This window comes from Mycobacterium sp. RTGN4, from assembly GCF_033804635.1.
Taxonomy (GTDB): domain Bacteria; phylum Actinomycetota; class Actinomycetes; order Mycobacteriales; family Mycobacteriaceae; genus Mycobacterium.
Window position 1 is genome coordinate 97,696 of record NZ_JAPZLB010000016.1, and the last position, 17,195, is coordinate 114,890.

The window sequence follows — 17,195 nt, forward strand, 5'->3', positions numbered from 1 at the left end:
GACCCCTTATCCTTGGTGGGAACTCCAGGCCGTCCAAAATTGGGCTCAGAAAGGCGAACAGTGGCGCTCGTCGTGCAGAAGTACGGCGGATCTTCGGTGTCTGACGCCGACCGGATCCGCCGCGTCGCCGAGCGCATCGTCGACACCAAGAAGGCGGGCAACGACGTCGTCGTCGTGGTTTCTGCGATGGGTGACACCACCGACGATCTGCTCGACCTCGCCCGTCAGGTAAGTCCGGCGCCGCCTGCCCGCGAGATGGACATGCTGCTGACCTCCGGTGAGCGCATCTCCAACGCCCTGGTCGCGATGGCCATCCACACCCTGGGTGCGCAGGCGCGGTCGTTCACCGGATCGCAGGCGGGCGTCATCACCACCGGCACGCATGGCAACGCCAAGATCATCGACGTCACGCCGGGACGGCTGCGAGCCGCGCTGGACGAAGGGCTGATCGTGTTGGTCGCCGGCTTCCAGGGCGTCAGCCAGGACAGCAAGGACGTCACCACGCTGGGCCGCGGAGGTTCGGACACCACTGCAGTAGCGCTGGCCGCCGCACTGAACGCCGACGTCTGCGAGATCTACACCGACGTCGACGGCGTCTTCACTGCGGACCCCCGCATCGTGCCCAACGCGCGCCACCTGGACACCGTCAGCTTCGAGGAGATGCTCGAGATGGCGGCGGCCGGCGCCAAGGTGCTGATGCTGCGGTGCGTGGAATACGCTCGCCGCTACGACGTTCCGATACACGTCCGGTCGTCGTATTCCGACAAGCCTGGCACGCTCGTCAAAGGATCGATGGAGGACATTCCCATGGAAGACGCCATCCTCACCGGAGTCGCTCACGACCGCGGCGAGGCGAAGGTCACCGTCGTCGGGTTGCCCGACGTTCCGGGCTACGCCGCCAGGGTGTTTCGCGCCGTCGCCGATGCGGACGTCAACATCGACATGGTGCTGCAGAACATCTCCAAGATCGAGGACGGCAAGACCGACATCACGTTCACCTGCTCGCGGGAGAGCGGACCAGGCGCAGTGGAGAAGCTGGCTTCCCTGCAAGCCGAGATCGGCTTCAGTGCAGTGCTTTACGACGATCACATCGGCAAGGTGTCATTGATCGGCGCAGGCATGCGCAGCCACCCCGGCGTCACCGCCACCTTCTGTGAGGCGCTCGCCCGCGTCGGGGTGAACATCGACCTCATCTCGACCTCGGAGATCCGAATCTCGGTGCTCGTCAAGGACACTGAGTTGGACAAGGCCGTCATGGCCCTGCACGAGGCCTTCGGGTTGGGCGGCGACGAGGAAGCGATGGTTTACGCGGGAACGGGCATTTAAATGGTCAATGTAGGTGTAGTCGGCGCGACCGGACAGGTCGGCCAGGTGATGCGGAAGCTGCTGGAGGAACGCGACTTTCCCGCGACGTCGGTGCGGTTCTTCGCCTCGGCGCGTTCGCAGGGCAAGAAGTTGCCGTTCCGCGGTCAGGAAATCGAGGTCGAGGACGCCGAGACCGCCGACCCGGCTGGTCTGGACATCGCGTTGTTCTCCGCGGGTGCCACCATGTCGCGCGTTCAAGCGCCGAGGTTTGCCGCGGCAGGAGCCGTCGTCATCGACAACTCGTCCGCGTGGCGCAAGGATCCCGACGTGCCACTGGTCGTGTCGGAGGTCAACTTCGAGCGAGACGCAGGTGTTCGTCCCAAGGGCATCATCGCCAACCCCAACTGCACCACCATGGCCGCGATGCCGGTCCTCAAGGTGCTGCACGACGAGGCGCAGCTGACCCGGATGATCGCCTCGACGTACCAAGCGGTTTCGGGCAGCGGGCTCGCCGGTGTCGAGGAGCTGTTCGGGCAGGCCCGCGCGGTCGTCGAGGACAGCGAGCAGCTGGTGCACGACGGGTCCGCACTGACGTTCCCGGCGCCCAACAAGTACGTCGCACCCATCGCGTTCAACGTGGTGCCGCTGGCCGGTTCGCTGGTTGACGACGGCTCCGGCGAGACCGACGAAGACCAGAAGCTGCGCAACGAGAGCCGCAAGATCCTCGGCATCCCCGAGCTGCTCGTCAGCGGAACGTGTGTGCGGGTGCCGGTGTACACCGGACACTCGCTGTCCATCAACGCCGAATTCGCCAGGCCCATCTCGCCTGACCGGGCCCGAGAACTTCTCGATGGCGCCCCCGGCGTGGTGCTCGTCGACGTGCCGACGCCGCTGGCCGCCGCGGGCATCGACGATTCGCTGGTCGGCCGGATCCGGCAGGACCCGGGCGTGCCCGACGGGCGTGGGCTGGCCTTGTTCGTCTCTGGTGACAACCTGCGAAAGGGCGCGGCGCTCAACACGATTCAGATCGCCGAGCTACTCGCCGCCCAACTCTGAGCCTCAGGCCGCCGAGTGTCGACTTGTGTCATGCGGATCGGTGGTTCGGCGTGGCGGTAACCCACGTTCGGCGGGTGGTGGCGGTGCTGCTCGGTGTCGTGCTGCTGCCCGTGGCCGTCGCCCGCGCCGATCCGCCCGCCCCCATACCGCAACCGGTGTTGCCGCCGTTGCCGCTGGGTGCGGCGATGCGGATCGGTCCGATCGCCGGAACTGGCACGCCGACAAGGGATTACGGGGTTGGTGCCACGGATCTCTGTGAATTCATGGAGTTCCCCAGCGGCCTGCTGCAAGTCTGTGGCGACAGCTTCGCGGGGCAGGGCGTGGCATTCGGCCCGCACTTCTCGCCGATCGCGTTGCACGTCGACACGGACTCCGTGGACGAGCCAACCGGCGTGCGGTACGACGGCGTCATGGGCACCGACAAGCCGCTGCTGGCCGACCCGACGCCACCCGCCTCGTCGCAGTTGCCCGCGGGCATCATCGCGATCAACCGCGAGAACTACATGTTGGTGACCACTACCAAGGACCTGGTGCCTGCGTCGTCGCGGCTGGTGAAGGCTGTGTCCTACCAAGGTAATTGGCCGACGGTGCCCAAGTCCGAACGTCCCGCGGCCTACGCGGGCGGGCGGCAGTCTCAGATCAGCGGGTACTACGACCCCATCCCCACCGTCGACTCACCCAGCGGTTGGGTCTACATCGTGGCCAACAACTTCGACCGCAGCGCGCCCGTGGACCTGTATCGGGTCACGCCGCAGAAGTTCACCGACCGATCCAGCTGGCAGGGCTGGTCCGGGGTGCCGGGAGGCGGCTGGAACAAGGCACCGACACCCCTGTGGCCGGATCAGGTCGGGGAAATGAGTGTGCGCCAGATCGACGGCAAGACGGTGCTGAGTTATTTCAACGGAACCACCGGGAACATGGAAGTGCGCGTCGCCGACGACCCGACGAAGCTCGGCACGGCGCCGGTGACGACGGTGGTGTTCGCGACGGACTGGCCCGCGCAACCCGACGAGTTGCCGCCGCCCGAAGACAACCGGTTGGCCCAACCGTACGGGGGTTACCTTTCGCCGGGATCGACGCTTGACGAGTTGCGCGTCTTCATAAGTCAGTGGAATACGTTGCCGCGGGCCGACAATGCTCCGTATCGCGTCATTCAATATGCGGTGAACCCGTTCAAGCCATAGCCAGCAGGGTTTTTGCGGCGTCCGGGTCCGGTCAGCGAGCTTCGGTTCAAGTCCAGACGCAGCGCGGCCGGTATGTCGGACCCAATGCCTAGCATTCGCAGTCCTAGAACTCCAATAGCCCTAGGAGACGTCGCATGGACTTCAAGGTCAACAAGGATGGCATGAGCGAACTGCAACGCCAGCTGGAGGAGCAGTTCTCCGCGGGCGTACAGGTGTCGTTGGGCGGTTCCGAGGAAGACGCGATCCAAAGCATTAAGGACCAGATCGTCGGTATGGGTGCGATCCCCAATGACGCCGAGGTCAAGCAATTGGTGCGCAATGTCCGCAACCTTTAGTGCGGTGGGGCAGGCGTCGTGCTGCTTGGGCTCTTTAGCTTGATGCCTGCGCAAGCTTGGGTGACGTTGATCGTCGGCGGCGTACAACGTGGGCTTTCGAGCGCACCTTCAGCGTCAATGACGCCGAAGCCGGGCTCGGCTGGAAAGTGCTCGGCACGTTGGTTGGCTCTAGACTGGCGACTAAGGACGATTCCGACATCGTGCAGGTAATGGCAGAGCATGTAGCACTGGGCGAGCTCGAGTAGGAGGACTGCGATGGCAACGAGCAGCCGGCAAGAGCAGCGCAGCGAGGCCGTACGCAAGGAGGCCGCCAAGGCGGCCGTAGCGGCCAGTGAAAAGACGGGTCGCCCGGTCGATCCGAGGGTGGAGAAACTCGCGCGCGGTTGAATGCTGACGCTGCTCAAGAGTCAGCATCTGACTCTTGAGGCTGTTGGCCTCGTCGCTCGCGCTGTTGCCGCCGCCGGCGCTATTCTCGCTGCGGCCAAGAGATTTGAACGTAGCGCGATTGTTGTGCCGTGCACTGCAACGGCGCGTGAGGCCCTCCAGGGGGACGCCGCGTCGGGCCAGATGCCGAATCGCCACGCAGCCAAGTTCCAGCCCCGCCCGGGATGAGATTCGTGGACGGTTTCGAACGACTGCTCGCCCGCATTGGGTTCTGATGAGACTTCGTCGGTTTCCCTTCGCTCCGTCCACCGAGCAGGCATGGTGCTCCTGAAGCGGGCGCCCGCCCACTGACCACACTTCACTCGAGTTCGGCCCGCCATCGTGTTCGGTGGCGGGCCGAACGACTGCATGGGGCCAGCGCTCAAATCGTCGCGAAGTTTTTTCTTGACTCATTCCAGAAAGGGGCTAACCTCAGGGACGTGGGTCAGGACGGGGACTTTCGGCAGATGTTGGCCGATGCCGCACTCCGCGTCACCCGTCCGCGGATGGCCGTGCTGAGCGCGGTCTATTCGCATCCCCATGCCGACACGGATTCGCTCATCCGCGCCGTGCGGCGCGACCACCCCGAAGTGTCACACCAGACGGTCTACGACTCGCTCAATGCGTTGACCGCGGCCGGCCTGGTGCGACGAATCCAGCCTTCCGGTTCCGTGGCTCGCTATGAGTCCCGGGTCGCAGACAACCACCACCACGTCGTGTGCCGGGCGTGTGGTGTCATCGCCGACGTCGACTGCGCCGTCGGTGATGCCCCTTGCCTGGTCGCGTCCGACGACAACGGTTTCACGATCGACGAGGCCGAAGTCATCTACTGGGGCTTGTGCCCCGACTGCTCGACGTCACACATTTCGGGATCACGCCCGTGATCACAGCCCGATTCACCACTCCCGAAAGGAAATACAGTGTCTGAGGAAACGAGCCCCCCAATCGGAGCGGCTCAGACGGAGCCGCTCGAAGGCGGTTGCCCGATCGCCATCAAGCCGCCCGTCGAGGGTGGCAGTAACCGTGACTGGTGGCCCAATGCGGTCAACCTCAAGATCTTGCAGAAGAACCCTCCGGCCATCGACCCGACCGACGAGGGCTACGACTACCGCGAGGCCGTCAAGTCGCTCGATTTCGAGGCCTTCGAGCGCGATTTCGATGCGCTGCTGACCGATTCGCAGGACTGGTGGCCCGCCGACTTCGGCCATTACGGTCCGCTGTTCGTCCGGATGTCGTGGCACGCCGCAGGCACCTACCGGGTGGAGGATGGCCGCGGTGGCGGCGGGCGCGGTATGCAGCGCTTCGCCCCGCTGAACAGCTGGCCCGACAACGTCAGCCTGGACAAGGCGCGCCGCCTGCTGTGGCCGCTCAAGAAGAAGTACGGCAAGAAGATCTCGTGGTCCGACCTGATCGTCTACGCAGGCAACCGGGCCCAGGAGCAGATGGGGTTCAAGACCGCCGGTTTCGCCTTCGGCCGCCCCGACTTCTGGGAGCCCGAGGAGGACATCTACTGGGGCGCCGAGCACGAGTGGCTGGGCTCCCAGGATCGGTACGCCGGTTCCGGCGGTGACCGCACCAAGCTGGAGAACCCGCTCGGCGCAAGCCATATGGGTCTGATCTACGTCAATCCCGAAGGCCCCGAAGGTCAGCCGGATCCGGCGGGCTCCGCCATCGACATCCGCGAGACGTTCGGCCGGATGGCGATGAACGACATCGAGACCGCCGCGCTGATCGTGGGTGGCCACACCTTCGGCAAGACGCACGGTGCCACTGACATCGAGAACGGGGTGGAGCCTGAAGCAGCCCCGCTGGAGCAGCTGGGCCTGGGCTGGAGTAATCCTGGCGTCGGCAACGAGACCGTCAGCAGCGGTCTCGAGGTGACCTGGACCCACACGCCCACCAAGTGGGACAACTCGTTCCTGGAGATCCTCTACGGCAACGAGTGGGAGCTGACCAAGAGCCCTCAGGGCGCCAACCAGTGGAAGCCCAAGGACGGGGGCTGGGCCAACTCGGTGCCGCAGGCCCAAGGCACGGGCAAGACCCACCCGTCGATGCTGACCAGCGACCTGGCGCTGCGGGTGGACCCGATCTACGGGCCGATCACCCGCCGCTGGCTGGATCACCCGGAGGAGCTGGCCGAGGAGTACGCCAAGGCCTGGTTCAAGCTGCTGCACCGTGACCTGGGGCCCGTCGTGCGTTACCTCGGGCCGCTGGTGCCCAAGCAGACCTGGCTGTGGCAGGACATCATCCCGGCGGGCACACCGCTGTCGGATGCTGAAGTCACGACCCTCAAGGCGGCCATCGCCGAGTCCGGTCTGACTGTGCAGCAACTGGTTTCGACCGCATGGAAGGCGGCCTCGTCGTTCCGCTCCAGCGACCTGCGCGGCGGTGCCAATGGCGGCCGCATCCGGCTGCAGCCTCAGCTCGGCTGGGAGGTCAACGAACCCGACGAGCTGGCACAGGTGATCGCCAAGCTAGAACGGATCCAGGCGTCCTCCGGCACCAAGGTGTCCTTCGCCGACCTGGTCGTGCTGGCAGGCAACGTGGGCATCGAGAAGGCAGCCAAGGCAGCCGGATTCGACGTCGAGGTGCCGTTCACCTCAGGTCGTGGCGACGCCACCCAGGAGCAGACCGACGTCGACTCGTTCGCGTACCTGGAGCCCAAGGTCGACGGCTTCCGCAACTACGCAGGCAAGGGCGACTCGCTGCCCCCGGAGTACCGGTTGATCGACCGGGCGAACCTGCTGGGTCTGTCCGGGCCGGAGCTGGCCGTGCTGATCGGCGGCCTTCGCGTGCTGGACGTCAACCACGGCGGCACCAAGCTGGGTGTGCTCACCGACAAGCCGGGTCAGCTGACGAACGACTTCTTCGTCAACCTGACTGACGCGGGTACCAAGTGGGCACCGTCGTCGGCCGATGACGGCACCTATGTCGGCACCGACCGGGCCAGCGGGGCGGAGAAGTACACCGCCAGCCGGGTCGACCTGCTGTTCGGCTCGAACTCGCAGTTGCGGGCGCTGGCCGAGGTGTACGCCGAGGACGACTCCAAGGAGAAGTTCGTCAAGGACTTCGTCGCGGCGTGGGTCAAGGTGTCCGACGCTGATCGATTTGACGTCTAAGTAGGACCGCTGCGACACCCCGCGAGCTTTGGCTCGCGGGGTGTCGTGCGTTCGGCGGAAGTCCGTGCCCAAAAAGATTCATGGCCGAAAAAGTGAGGGAACCCGGGTGGCCCGTCGCTCCTAGCTGGTGAACGCGACACGACGTCGCGACCTACCCAAGGAGCACACCATGAGCACCACCACCCGTCGTATCACCGCCGCCACTCTGGCGCTCGGAGCGGGCGCCGCCGCGCTCGGCATCCTCGCAGCCCCCGCCGCACAAGCCGCGCCGATGACTTTCGCGCAGGCCTGCACCACCACGCACGGCTGGGTCGCAACAGTCGTCACCGCAGGCATCGAAGAGTGCCATTGGCAGGACCCCAACACGGGCAACGAGTGGATCAAGAAGAGCCCGATCGGCGCGCCCGCCGTCAACGCCAACGGCGCCACGGCGTTCGCGCAGGCCTGCGTCGTCACGCAAGGCTGGAACGCGGTCATCCCGGCCGCGGGTATCGAACAGTGCCACTGGCAGGACCCGGACGGCAACGAGCACATCATCTCGAGCAAGCTGCCCAAGAAGCCGCCGGTCGCGCTCCCGACAAAGAACGTGCCGGAGCGCTCGGTCAACTAGGGTCCGCACGCCGGGCCCGTCGAAGCTGCGGGGAGCACGCGAATTACGCGAGCTCCCTGCAGTTTTGCCGTGGCAGTCGTTTCATAGGCGATTCATAGCCGGTTCATCACCAATGCCTCAGCGGGCCGCGCACTATGGATGACATGAGTGAAACACCGCAGTCTGAACCCGAAACCGGGCCCATCGATCCCGTCGCACCACACGCTGCGCCCGTCGCAACGGCGGCAGTGCCGACCGTAGTCGAACGTCGGCCCGGCCGACTCAACAAAGTAGCCGCATGGATCGGCATCGTCGCGGGCAGCGTCTTCATCGTCGGTGCCATCTTCTTCAGCGGTTTCTTCATCGGGCTCGCTGCGGGTCACGGCGGTGGCCATCACGGCCATCACGGCGGCGGAGGCCAGAGCGAGTGGCACCACCACGGAGGGGACCAAGGGGGTCCTGGCGGATTCCAGGGCAGGCCTGGGCCCGGTTGGCCTGGCGGATTCCCCGGCGGACCCGGTGGATTCGGTGGACCCGGTGGATTCGGTGGACCCGGCGGGTTTGGCGGCCCAGGCGGACATGGCGGGTTCGGCCCGGGCGGACCCGGTGGCTCCGATCAAGGGCCCAACAGTGCTCCGACACAACCAGGTCGCTGACCGTCACTTGATCTAGACACCACACGCGCGCCCCTTGGCTCCCAGAGCCGAGGGGCGCGCTGTTTGTCGGGCCCGTGGCCGGGTACCCGCTTGGGGGCACAGTCCGTCGCCGCGCCATGCGCCGAGCGCCGTGCCTTGAGGACGTGGACAGCCCACCACGACAAGGAGATGTCAATGACCGAGAAGATTGCGACGACGGACGCCGGTGCGCCGGTGCCCACCGTCGAGCACTCGCTGACCGTCGGACCCGACGGCCCGATTCTGCTGCACGACCACTACCTGATCGAGCAGATGGCCAACTTCAACCGCGAGCGGATTCCGGAGCGGCAGCCGCATGCCAAGGGCGGTGGCGCGTTTGGCACTTTCGAGGTGACCAACGACGTCAGCAAGTACACGAAGGCCGCGGTGTTCCAGCCGGGTACCAAGACGGACATGGTCGCCCGCTTCTCCACCGTGGCAGGCGAGCGCGGCAGCCCAGACACCTGGCGCGATCCGCGCGGCTTCGCGCTGAAGTTCTATACGTCGGAGGGCAACTTCGACATGGTCGGCAACAACACGCCGGTGTTCTTCGTGCGGGATGCGATGAAGTTCCAGAACTTCATTCGCAGCCAGAAACGGATGGCGGCCAACAACCTTCGCGACCACAACATGCAGTGGGACTTCTGGACGCTGGTGCCCGAGTCAGCACACCAGGTCACCTATCTGATGGGCGACCGCGGCATCCCGAAGTCGTGGCGACACATGAACGGGTACTCCAGCCACACCTACAGCTGGATCAACGCGGCCGACGAGTTGGTCTGGGTGAAGTACCACTTCAAGTCCGATCAGGGCGTCGAAAACCTGACGCAGGAGGACGCGGACCGGCTCGCAGGCGAGGACGGCGACTACCACCAACGGGATCTGTTCGACGCGATCGAGGCGGGCAATCACCCGATCTGGACGCTGAAGATGCAGATCATGCCGTTCGAGGACGCCAAGACGTACCGCTTCAATCCGTTCGACCTGACCAAGGTGTGGCCGCACGCCGACTACCCGCTGATCGACGTCGGCACGATGACGCTGAACCGCAACGTCGTCGACTACCACGCGCAGATCGAGCAGGCAGCCTTCGAGCCGAACAACATCGTGCCCGGCACCGGGTTGTCCCCGGACAAGATGCTGTTGGCCCGCGGCTTCGCCTACTCCGATGCGCACCGCGCGAGGCTCGGCGTCAACTACAAGCAGATCCCGGTCAACGAGCCGAAGGTCGAGGTCAACGCCTACGCGAAGGACGGGCCGATGCGAATCCGGCTTGCCCCTGACCCTGTGTACGCGCCGAACTCGATGGGCGGCCCGGTGGCCGACGACCCCAAGCGCGTCGCCGAGGCGCACTGGGCCTCCGACGGTGACATGGTCCGTTCCGCGTACACGTTGCGGCCCTCGGACGACGATTGGGGTCAGGCCGGCACGCTGGTTCGGGAGGTGTTCGACGACGCGGCCCGAGAGCGGTTGGCGTCCAACATCATTGGGCATGTATCCGATGGGGTGAAGGAACCGGTGCTGTCGCGGGTGTTCGAGTACTGGACCAACGTGGACGCCGAGCTGGGCAAGAAGGTCGAGGAGGGCGTGCGGGCCGGGCAGGGTTCTTGACTTTCGCGAGTTCTACACCAGAGTCGTGGCGGCGGGGGAATGACGACGCTGGTGTAGAACTCGCGAGCACGACGGCGGTCGCGACACGCCACGCGAATCACATTGCGGTGATTCACGTGTGGTCTGTGGGACTATTGAGAACTTTGGGAAACATGTGGCGTTGCCGCCCGATTCGTGACAGTGTCCCTACCCATGACACGTCGGGTGCTCATTGCCGTGATGGCGATGACGATCGCCGTGGTCAGCGCGTGCGGAACGCGCACCGAGCCTGCCGAACGCGCCGGGGCCAACGTGTTCTCAGTTGGCGAGTGCGTCGTGATCCCCTCGACCGCCCCCGATACCCTGCGGGCAAACAGAGGCCCGTGCACCGCCGACCCGAGCTACACCGTCGGTGCCATCGCCAACGGATCAGACGCTTGCCCGAGCAATGAATATCAGCATCTCCCAGCGCAATTCGCAGATCCTTCGACCGCCCGCCTGTGCCTGGTGCCCAACCTGGTGGCCGAGCACTGCTACGTGCTCGACCTACCCATCGGCGTGGTGCAGCGGGCGGAATGCACCGACCGCAGCCAAAAGGGTCTGCTGGTGCAAGTCACGCAACGGCTCGACGTACGCGACCAACAGGCCTGCAATTCCGGTGTCGGGCAGTACGCGTGGCCGTACCCGTCGCCTCCGCGCACCTACTGCACGCTGACGGTGTTCTGAGTCGCAGTCCAACTGGCATGATCGATGGCATGAGCATCGACGTCGTCTACACCGCGGAATCCACGGCGACGGGCGGTGGCCGCAAGGCCACCCGCGGCAACATCGACGTCAAGCTCTCGGCCAAGGTTTAGTTCGTGCGGCTTCCGATGGCGGGTGTTGCCGTGGTGTGGGCCGCAGTAGCGCTTGCCGCCCCGGCGATGGCGCGCCCGTCTGATCCCGGCGTGGTGTCCTACGCCGTGCTCGGAAAGGGGTCGGTCGGCAACATTGTCGGCGCCCCGATGACCTCGGAGTCGACGTTCACCGCGCCGTTCCAGGCGTTCTGGGTCGACGCTCCGGAATGCAACAACTGGGCCGACATCGGGTTGCCCGACGTCTACGCCGATCCCGACCTTGCGTCGTTCAACGGTGCTTCCGCGCAGCGGGCACCGAACGACGACACCAACCTGGTCAAACAGGCCGTCGGGGTCTTCGCCACCAACGACGCGGCCACTCGGGCGTTTCACCGCGTCGTCGACCGCACCGTGGGCTGCGCAGGCCAGACCACCACCATGCACTTGGACGACTTCGCGACCGAGGTGTGGTCGTTCTCGGGGGCGCCTGCGACGGCGACCGACGCGGTGTGGGTGAAGCAAGAAGCGGGTACAGACCGGCGGTGCTTCGTACAAACCAGGCTGCGCGAGAACGTTCTGCTACAAGCGAAAGTCTGTCAGCCTGGAAACGGCGGACCTGCGGTGAACGTGCTGGCTGGGGCGATGCAGAACACTCTGGGTCAGTAACGGACGCGGACCCTTGGCACACAGCAGAAGGTGTGACGGGGGAATCGTGGAATTTGTCGGTGCCCTCTGGAGGATAGGAGGGATGGCGACATTGCGGGTGAAGCCACGTCCGAACCCGAGAGGGGATGGTTGACATGACCACCGCCGCATCAGGGCTGCACGGACTCGATCCGGACACCACCGAACTCTCGAGCGCCTCCGATGCTGCGCTTCGCATGGCAGACGAATGCCTCACCGACGGTCCCGTCGGCCAGGTCGGCCTCGAGATCGAGGCGCATTGCTTCGACCTCGCCGATCCGATGGCTCGGCCCACCTGGGAGCGCCTCACCGACGTCATCGCCACCGTCGGCCCGTTGCCGGGCGGAAGCGCCATCACCGTGGAACCTGGCGGCGCCGTGGAACTGTCCGGACCACCATGCGACGGGCCCGGCTCCGCCATCGCGGCCATGCGCCTCGACCGCGCGATGCTGAGCAGCGCCTTCACCCAGCATGGGCTCGGCCTGGTGCTGCTTGGGGCCGACCCCTTGCGACCCGCCAAGCGCATCAACCCCGGCGCGCGGTACCGGGCCATGGAGCAGTTCTTCGAAGCCAGCGGTACCGCGGATGCGGGCGCGGCCATGATGACGTCCACCGCCTCGGTTCAGGTCAACGTCGACGCCGGCCCGCGGGACGGATGGGCGGCTCGCGTCAGATTGGCCCACGCGCTGGGGCCGACGATGATCGCGATCTCGGCCAATTCGCCGCTGCTCCACGGAAAGTTCGCCGGTTGGCGCAGCACGCGGCAGCGCGTGTGGAGCCAACTCGACTCGGCCCGCTGCGGCCCCATCCTCGGTGCCGACGGGGACGACCCGGCCAATGACTGGTCGCGCTACGCCTTGCGGGCACCCGTGATGCTGGTCCACGAGCCGGAGGCCGTTCCGGTGAGTGACTGGGTGCCCTTCGTCGACTGGGCCGACGGCCGGACCCTGCTCGGAGGACGCCGCCCGACACAGGCTGATCTGGACTATCACCTCACCACGCTGTTTCCGCCGGTGCGGCCGCGCGGCTTCCTCGAGATCCGGTACCTCGACAGCGTGCCCGACGCCGTGTGGCCGGCCATCGTGTTCACGCTCGTCACGCTGCTCGACAACCCGCGCGCGGCCGAAATTGCCACGGAGGCAACCGAATCCGTCGCAACCGAATGGGATCGTGCCGCCCGCAGCGGGCTTGCGGACCGCAGGCTGCACGCGGCGGCCATAACGTGCGTTCGGGCCGCTGCGGATCTCGCGCCTGCCGAACTGAGCGATGCCATGACCCGCCTGGTCGATCAGGTCGAGCAAGGTCGCAGCCCGGCCGACGACTTCTCCGATCTCGTCGTTGAGCACGGATTGGCCTCTGCGGTAAACGAAGCGGCGGGTGGCGGCTCTTGAGCACTCGTGAACTGCTCGCGCGCGAACTCACGCGTGCCCGCGAGCGCACCCTGAGGCTTGTCGAGTTCGACGACGCCGAACTGTTCCGGCAATACGACCCGCTGATGAGCCCGCTGGTCTGGGACCTCGCCCACATCGGTTGGCAGGAGGAACTGTGGCTGCTGCGTGGCAACGATCCCGCCCGGGCGGGCCTGTTGGAACCGCAGCTCGAGCGCTGCTACGACGCCTTCCTGAACCCGCGAGCCAGCAGGGTCGACCTGCCGCTGCTCAGCCCGTCCGAGGCTCGGTCCTACTGTGCGACCGTCCGAAACAAGGCGCTGGACACCCTGGACGCACTGCCAGACGACGGTGACGAGTTCACCTTCGGACTCGTCGTCAGTCACGAGAATCAGCACGACGAGACCATGCTTCAGGCGCTGAACCTGCGGTCGGGGCCCGCGCTGCTCGATCGGGTCGCTCCGCTTCCAGCGGGCAGGCCCTGCGTCGCGGGCACCTCGGTGTTGGTGGCCGGCGGTCCGTTCGTACTCGGAGTCGACGCCGCCGACGAACCGTACTCGCTCGACAACGAACGTAGCGCGCACGTCGTCGACGTGGCCGACTTCCGCATCGGTCGGGTGCCCGTCACCAACGCGGAGTGGCGCGCGTTCATCGATGACGGCGGCTACCGCGAGCCGCGATGGTGGTCCGAACGCGGATGGTCGCATCGTCGCGACGCGGATCTCGTTGCGCCGCTCGGCTGGAATCCCGACGGCAGCCGCACCCGTTTTGGCCACCCCGAGCAGATTCCGGGCGACGAGCCCGTGCAGCACGTGACGTACTTCGAGGCCGAGGCGTACGCCGCGTGGGCGGGTGCGCGACTACCCACCGAGGCCGAGTGGGAGAAGGCCTGCGCGTGGGACCCTGCGGCCGGACGCCGCCGCAGGTTCCCTTGGGGCACTTCGGAACCCACGAACGTGCTCGCCAACCTCGGGGGTGACGCGCTGCGGCCTGCCCCGGTCGGGGCCTACCCGGCGGGCGCGTCGTTCTACGGCGCCGAGCAGATGCTTGGCGACGTCTGGGAGTGGACCAGTTCGCCGCTGCGCCCGTGGCCGGGCTTCACGCCGATGCTCTACGAGCAGTACTCGCAGCCCTTCTTCGAGGGTTCTGGGGCTGGCGACTACAGAGTCCTTCGCGGCGGATCCTGGGCGGTGGCAGCGGGAATCGTGCGGCCGAGCTTCCGCAACTGGGACCATCCGATCCGCCGCCAGATCTTCTCCGGTCTCAGGCTGGCCTGGGATGTGTAGGCACCTCGGGTGGCTTGGTGAAGCGGTGTCGGTGGCTTCGCTGGTGCTCGATCGCCCACACGGTTTGCTCGTCCAGTCGTATGCGCCGCGACGTCAGAAGCACGGGTTGATGAATGCCGACGGATGGGGCGTCGGCTTCTTCGATGGAGACGTTGCCAGGCGGTGGCGTAGCGCGGCGCCGCTGTGGGGTGACGCGTCGTTCGCATCGGTCGCCCCCGCACTCGAGAGCGCTTGCGTGGTGGCTGCGGTGCGGTCGGCCACGGTCGGCATGCCCATCGAACCGTCGGCGTCGGCACCGTTCACGGACGGGCGCTGGCTGCTCTCGCACAACGGCGTCGTCGATCGGGCGGTGCTGCCTACCTCGCCTGTCGCCGAGTCCACCGTGGACAGCGCGATGCTGGCCGCGCTGATCTTCGAGCGCGGGCTCGACGAGTTGGGTGACACCGTGGCCGAGGTCGGAGCGGCCGACCCGAATGCGCGGCTCAACGTCTTGGCCGCCGACGGCGACCGCATGCTCGCCACCACGTGGGGCGACACGCTCTCGATACTGCGCAGGCCCGACGGCGTGGTGCTGGCCAGCGAGCCCTACGACGACGACCCCGACTGGCAGGAAGTCCCCGATCGCCATCTGGTCGCCGTCGACTACGCCGAAGTCACGTTGACGCCCCTGAAAGGACGGTCATGACCCTCTCGTTGTCCAACTACCTCGCCGCCGACTCCGCGGCCCAGGCACTTCGGCGCGACGTGCGCGACGGGCTTGCCGAGACACCGAAGTCGTTGCCGCCCAAGTGGTTCTACGACGCGGCCGGCAGCGACCTGTTCGACCAGATCACGCGGCTGCCCGAGTACTATCCCACCCGCGCGGAGGCCGAGATCCTGCGCGTCCGGGCCGCCGAGATCGCCGTCGCATCCGAGGCGGACACGCTCGTCGAGCTCGGCAGCGGAACGTCCGAGAAGACCAGAATCGTGTTGGACGCGCTGCGCGACAACGGATCACTGCGCCGGTTCATTCCGTTCGACGTCGATTCCAGCGTGCTGACGGCGGCCTCGGAAGCCATCGGCACCGAGTATCCGGGCATCGAGATCGACGCCGTGTGCGGCGACTTCGAGGAGCACCTCGAGAAGATCCCAAGCGGCGGCCGCCGCCTGGTGATATTCCTCGGGTCGACCATCGGCAACCTCACCCCCGGGCCGCGGGCGCGGTTCCTCTCCGCGCTGTCCGATACCTTGCAGCCGGGCGACACGCTGTTACTCGGCACCGACCTCGTCAAGGACACCGGCCGGCTGGTGCGGGCGTACGACGACGCGGCGGGAATCACCGCCCTGTTCAACAAGAACGTGCTCGCCGTGGTGAACCGGGAACTCGACGCCGACTTCGACGTGGACGCGTTCGAGCACGTGGCCCGCTGGAATGCCGAGCAGGAACGCATCGAAATGTGGCTGCGGGCAAGCACTTCCCAGCAGGTCCACGTCGGGATGCTGGACATGACGGTCGACTTCGCCGCGCGCGAACAGATGCTGACCGAGGTGTCCTGCAAGTTCCGGCCCGCCGGTGTGGCCGCCGAGCTTGCGGCCGCAGGCCTACGCCGGACCCACTGGTGGACCGACGAGGCGGGTGACTTCGGGCTGTCGCTGGCGGAACGCTGATGTCGCTGGCAGACCACTGGCGCACGGCGCGACCGGTGGTCGCCGGGGTACACGTCGACAGTGCCGCCTGCTCGCGGCAGAGCTTCGCGGTCATCGACGCCACCGCTGCCCATGCGCGGCACGAGGCCGAGGTGGGCGGTTACGTCGCCGCTGAGGCAGCGACACCGGTGCTCGACGCGGGCCGGGCGGCGGTCGGCGCACTGACTGGCATGAGCGGTGCCGACGTCGTCTTCACCACAGGTGCCAACCACGCACTCGACATCCTGCTCGGCGACTGGCGCGGTGCGCGCACGGTCGCCTGCCTGCCTGGCGAGTACGGGCCCAACCTGCTGGTGATGGCCAGGCACGGCTTCGACGTTCGATGGCTGCCGGTGGACGGCGCGGGTCGCCTCGACATCGATGCCGCGGCCGCGGCGCTGGCCGCCGATCCGCCCGCACTCGTGCACCTCACCCCGTTGGGTAGTCACCGAGGCATCGTCCAGCCCGTTGCAGCGATCGCCGCGGTGTGCCGTGCCAGCGGAACGTCGTTGATCGTCGATGCCGCGCAGGCATTCGCCCACGTCGACTGTGTCGCGCCGGGGGCTTCCGCGGTCTACTCGTCGTCCCGCAAGTGGACGACGGGCCCTCGCGGAGTGGGCATGCTGGCCGCTCGTAGCGGCGTGCTGTCCGAAGAAGCGCTCTTCCGGTTGGCGCACGCCGAAGCGAATGTGGCAGCGCAGGTGGGGCTTTCGGTCGCACTCGGCGAACACGTCGCGATAGGACCGGACCGCATCCAGGCCCGACTCGCGGAAGTGGGCGCGCTGACGCGCACGGCGCTCGCCGAAGTGACCGGTTGGCAGGTCGTTGAACCCGTCGACGAACCCAGCGCCATCACCACGTTGATCCCGCCCGAGGGACTCGACCCGCAGACGGTGCGGTCGTGGTTGATCGCCGAACGCCGCGTCCTGACGACGTACATCGGGCCCGAGCGTGCGCCGATGGAGTTGACCCGACCGGCGCTGCGAATCTCGCCCCACGTGGACGCCAGCGTGGGCGATCTCGAGGTGTTGGTCGAAGCGCTTTCGGCGGCGAACTAGCGC

Annotated in this window: 17 protein-coding genes; all 17 read left to right on the plus strand. The window is 66.7% G+C overall.

Annotated elements, in window-relative coordinates:
- Positions 1-60 precede the first annotated feature (60 nt).
- The 17 genes from SLQ30_RS27350 (at position 61) to egtE (ending at position 17,192) form a co-directional block, all read left to right on the plus strand.
- The gene (locus tag SLQ30_RS27350; RefSeq protein ID WP_319449933.1) at positions 61-1,326 is read left to right on the plus strand and encodes an aspartate kinase; all 1,266 of its coding nucleotides are present in this window, start codon (positions 61-63) and stop codon (positions 1,324-1,326) included.
- Positions 1,327-2,361: an aspartate-semialdehyde dehydrogenase gene (locus tag SLQ30_RS27355; protein ID WP_319449934.1), complete on the plus strand. Its 1,035-nt coding sequence runs from the start codon at positions 1,327-1,329 to the stop codon at positions 2,359-2,361.
- 74 nt (positions 2,362-2,435) lie between these two features.
- Positions 2,436-3,545, plus strand: coding sequence for a DUF4185 domain-containing protein (locus SLQ30_RS27360; protein ID WP_319450001.1), 1,110 nt, complete (start codon positions 2,436-2,438; stop codon positions 3,543-3,545).
- A gap of 134 nt (positions 3,546-3,679) precedes the next feature.
- Positions 3,680-3,880, plus strand: coding sequence for a hypothetical protein (locus tag SLQ30_RS27365; RefSeq protein WP_319449935.1), 201 nt, complete (start codon positions 3,680-3,682; stop codon positions 3,878-3,880).
- 255 nt (positions 3,881-4,135) lie between these two features.
- The gene (locus SLQ30_RS27370) at positions 4,136-4,267 is read left to right on the plus strand and encodes a hypothetical protein (RefSeq protein WP_319449936.1); all 132 of its coding nucleotides are present in this window, start codon (positions 4,136-4,138) and stop codon (positions 4,265-4,267) included.
- Positions 4,268-4,770: 503 nt separating this feature from the next.
- Positions 4,771-5,187 carry a Fur family transcriptional regulator gene (locus SLQ30_RS27375; protein ID WP_319450002.1) on the plus strand — a complete coding sequence of 139 codons (417 nt, stop codon included), beginning with the start codon at positions 4,771-4,773 and terminating at the stop codon, positions 5,185-5,187.
- A gap of 36 nt (positions 5,188-5,223) precedes the next feature.
- Positions 5,224-7,422, plus strand: a complete 2,199-nt coding sequence (katG, locus tag SLQ30_RS27380; RefSeq protein ID WP_319449937.1) for a catalase/peroxidase HPI — start codon at positions 5,224-5,226, stop codon at positions 7,420-7,422.
- A 169-nt stretch (positions 7,423-7,591) separates the two neighbouring features.
- A complete protein-coding gene (locus tag SLQ30_RS27385; RefSeq protein WP_319449938.1) occupies positions 7,592-8,032 on the plus strand; it encodes a hypothetical protein in 441 nt (146 codons plus the stop codon).
- Between the two features lie 143 nt (positions 8,033-8,175).
- A complete protein-coding gene (locus SLQ30_RS27390; protein WP_319449939.1) occupies positions 8,176-8,667 on the plus strand; it encodes a hypothetical protein in 492 nt (163 codons plus the stop codon).
- A gap of 174 nt (positions 8,668-8,841) precedes the next feature.
- Positions 8,842-10,296, plus strand: a complete 1,455-nt coding sequence (locus SLQ30_RS27395) for a catalase (RefSeq protein WP_319449940.1) — start codon at positions 8,842-8,844, stop codon at positions 10,294-10,296.
- A 192-nt stretch (positions 10,297-10,488) separates the two neighbouring features.
- Complete coding sequence (locus SLQ30_RS27400; RefSeq protein WP_319449941.1) at positions 10,489-11,001, plus strand: hypothetical protein; 513 nt, start codon at positions 10,489-10,491, stop codon at positions 10,999-11,001.
- Positions 11,002-11,147: 146 nt separating this feature from the next.
- Entirely contained in the window at positions 11,148-11,777 is a 630-nt protein-coding gene (locus tag SLQ30_RS27405; RefSeq protein ID WP_413468198.1) for a sensor domain-containing protein, read from the plus strand.
- A 134-nt stretch (positions 11,778-11,911) separates the two neighbouring features.
- Positions 11,912-13,186 (plus strand): ergothioneine biosynthesis glutamate--cysteine ligase EgtA, encoded by a 1,275-nt coding sequence (gene egtA / locus SLQ30_RS27410; protein ID WP_319449943.1) that lies wholly within the window; start codon positions 11,912-11,914, stop codon positions 13,184-13,186.
- Positions 13,183-14,469, plus strand: a complete 1,287-nt coding sequence (gene egtB, locus SLQ30_RS27415; protein WP_319449944.1) for an ergothioneine biosynthesis protein EgtB — start codon at positions 13,183-13,185, stop codon at positions 14,467-14,469. The genes egtA and egtB overlap by 4 nt, the downstream gene beginning before the upstream one ends.
- Entirely contained in the window at positions 14,462-15,154 is a 693-nt protein-coding gene (gene egtC / locus SLQ30_RS27420) for an ergothioneine biosynthesis protein EgtC (RefSeq protein ID WP_319449945.1), read from the plus strand. The genes egtB and egtC overlap by 8 nt, the downstream gene beginning before the upstream one ends.
- On the plus strand, positions 15,151-16,116 hold the full coding sequence (egtD, locus tag SLQ30_RS27425; protein ID WP_319449946.1) for an L-histidine N(alpha)-methyltransferase: 966 nt from the start codon (positions 15,151-15,153) through the stop codon (positions 16,114-16,116). Before egtC ends, egtD begins: the two co-directional genes overlap by 4 nt.
- Positions 16,116-17,192 (plus strand): ergothioneine biosynthesis PLP-dependent enzyme EgtE, encoded by a 1,077-nt coding sequence (gene egtE / locus SLQ30_RS27430; RefSeq protein ID WP_319449947.1) that lies wholly within the window; start codon positions 16,116-16,118, stop codon positions 17,190-17,192. The genes egtD and egtE overlap by 1 nt, the downstream gene beginning before the upstream one ends.
- Positions 17,193-17,195 lie beyond the last annotated feature (3 nt).

Excerpts from the sequence above, each read along its gene's own strand:
- SLQ30_RS27355 (WP_319449934.1), top strand. The coding sequence starts at position 1,327 with ATGGTCAATGTAGGTGTAGTCGGCGCGACCGGACAGGTCGGCCAGGTG.
- SLQ30_RS27365 (WP_319449935.1), top strand. The coding sequence starts at position 3,680 with ATGGACTTCAAGGTCAACAAGGATGGCATGAGCGAACTGCAACGCCAG.
- SLQ30_RS27370 (WP_319449936.1), top strand. The coding sequence starts at position 4,136 with ATGGCAACGAGCAGCCGGCAAGAGCAGCGCAGCGAGGCCGTACGCAAG.
- SLQ30_RS27375 (WP_319450002.1), top strand. The coding sequence starts at position 4,771 with ATGTTGGCCGATGCCGCACTCCGCGTCACCCGTCCGCGGATGGCCGTG.
- SLQ30_RS27385 (WP_319449938.1), top strand. The coding sequence starts at position 7,592 with ATGAGCACCACCACCCGTCGTATCACCGCCGCCACTCTGGCGCTCGGA.
- SLQ30_RS27390 (WP_319449939.1), top strand. The coding sequence starts at position 8,176 with ATGAGTGAAACACCGCAGTCTGAACCCGAAACCGGGCCCATCGATCCC.
- SLQ30_RS27395 (WP_319449940.1), top strand. The coding sequence starts at position 8,842 with ATGACCGAGAAGATTGCGACGACGGACGCCGGTGCGCCGGTGCCCACC.
- SLQ30_RS27400 (WP_319449941.1), top strand. The coding sequence starts at position 10,489 with ATGACACGTCGGGTGCTCATTGCCGTGATGGCGATGACGATCGCCGTG.
- SLQ30_RS27405 (WP_413468198.1), top strand. The coding sequence starts at position 11,148 with ATGGCGGGTGTTGCCGTGGTGTGGGCCGCAGTAGCGCTTGCCGCCCCG.
- egtA (WP_319449943.1), top strand. The coding sequence starts at position 11,912 with ATGACCACCGCCGCATCAGGGCTGCACGGACTCGATCCGGACACCACC.
- egtC (WP_319449945.1), top strand. The coding sequence starts at position 14,462 with ATGTGTAGGCACCTCGGGTGGCTTGGTGAAGCGGTGTCGGTGGCTTCG.
- egtD (WP_319449946.1), top strand. The coding sequence starts at position 15,151 with ATGACCCTCTCGTTGTCCAACTACCTCGCCGCCGACTCCGCGGCCCAG.
- egtE (WP_319449947.1), top strand. The coding sequence starts at position 16,116 with ATGTCGCTGGCAGACCACTGGCGCACGGCGCGACCGGTGGTCGCCGGG.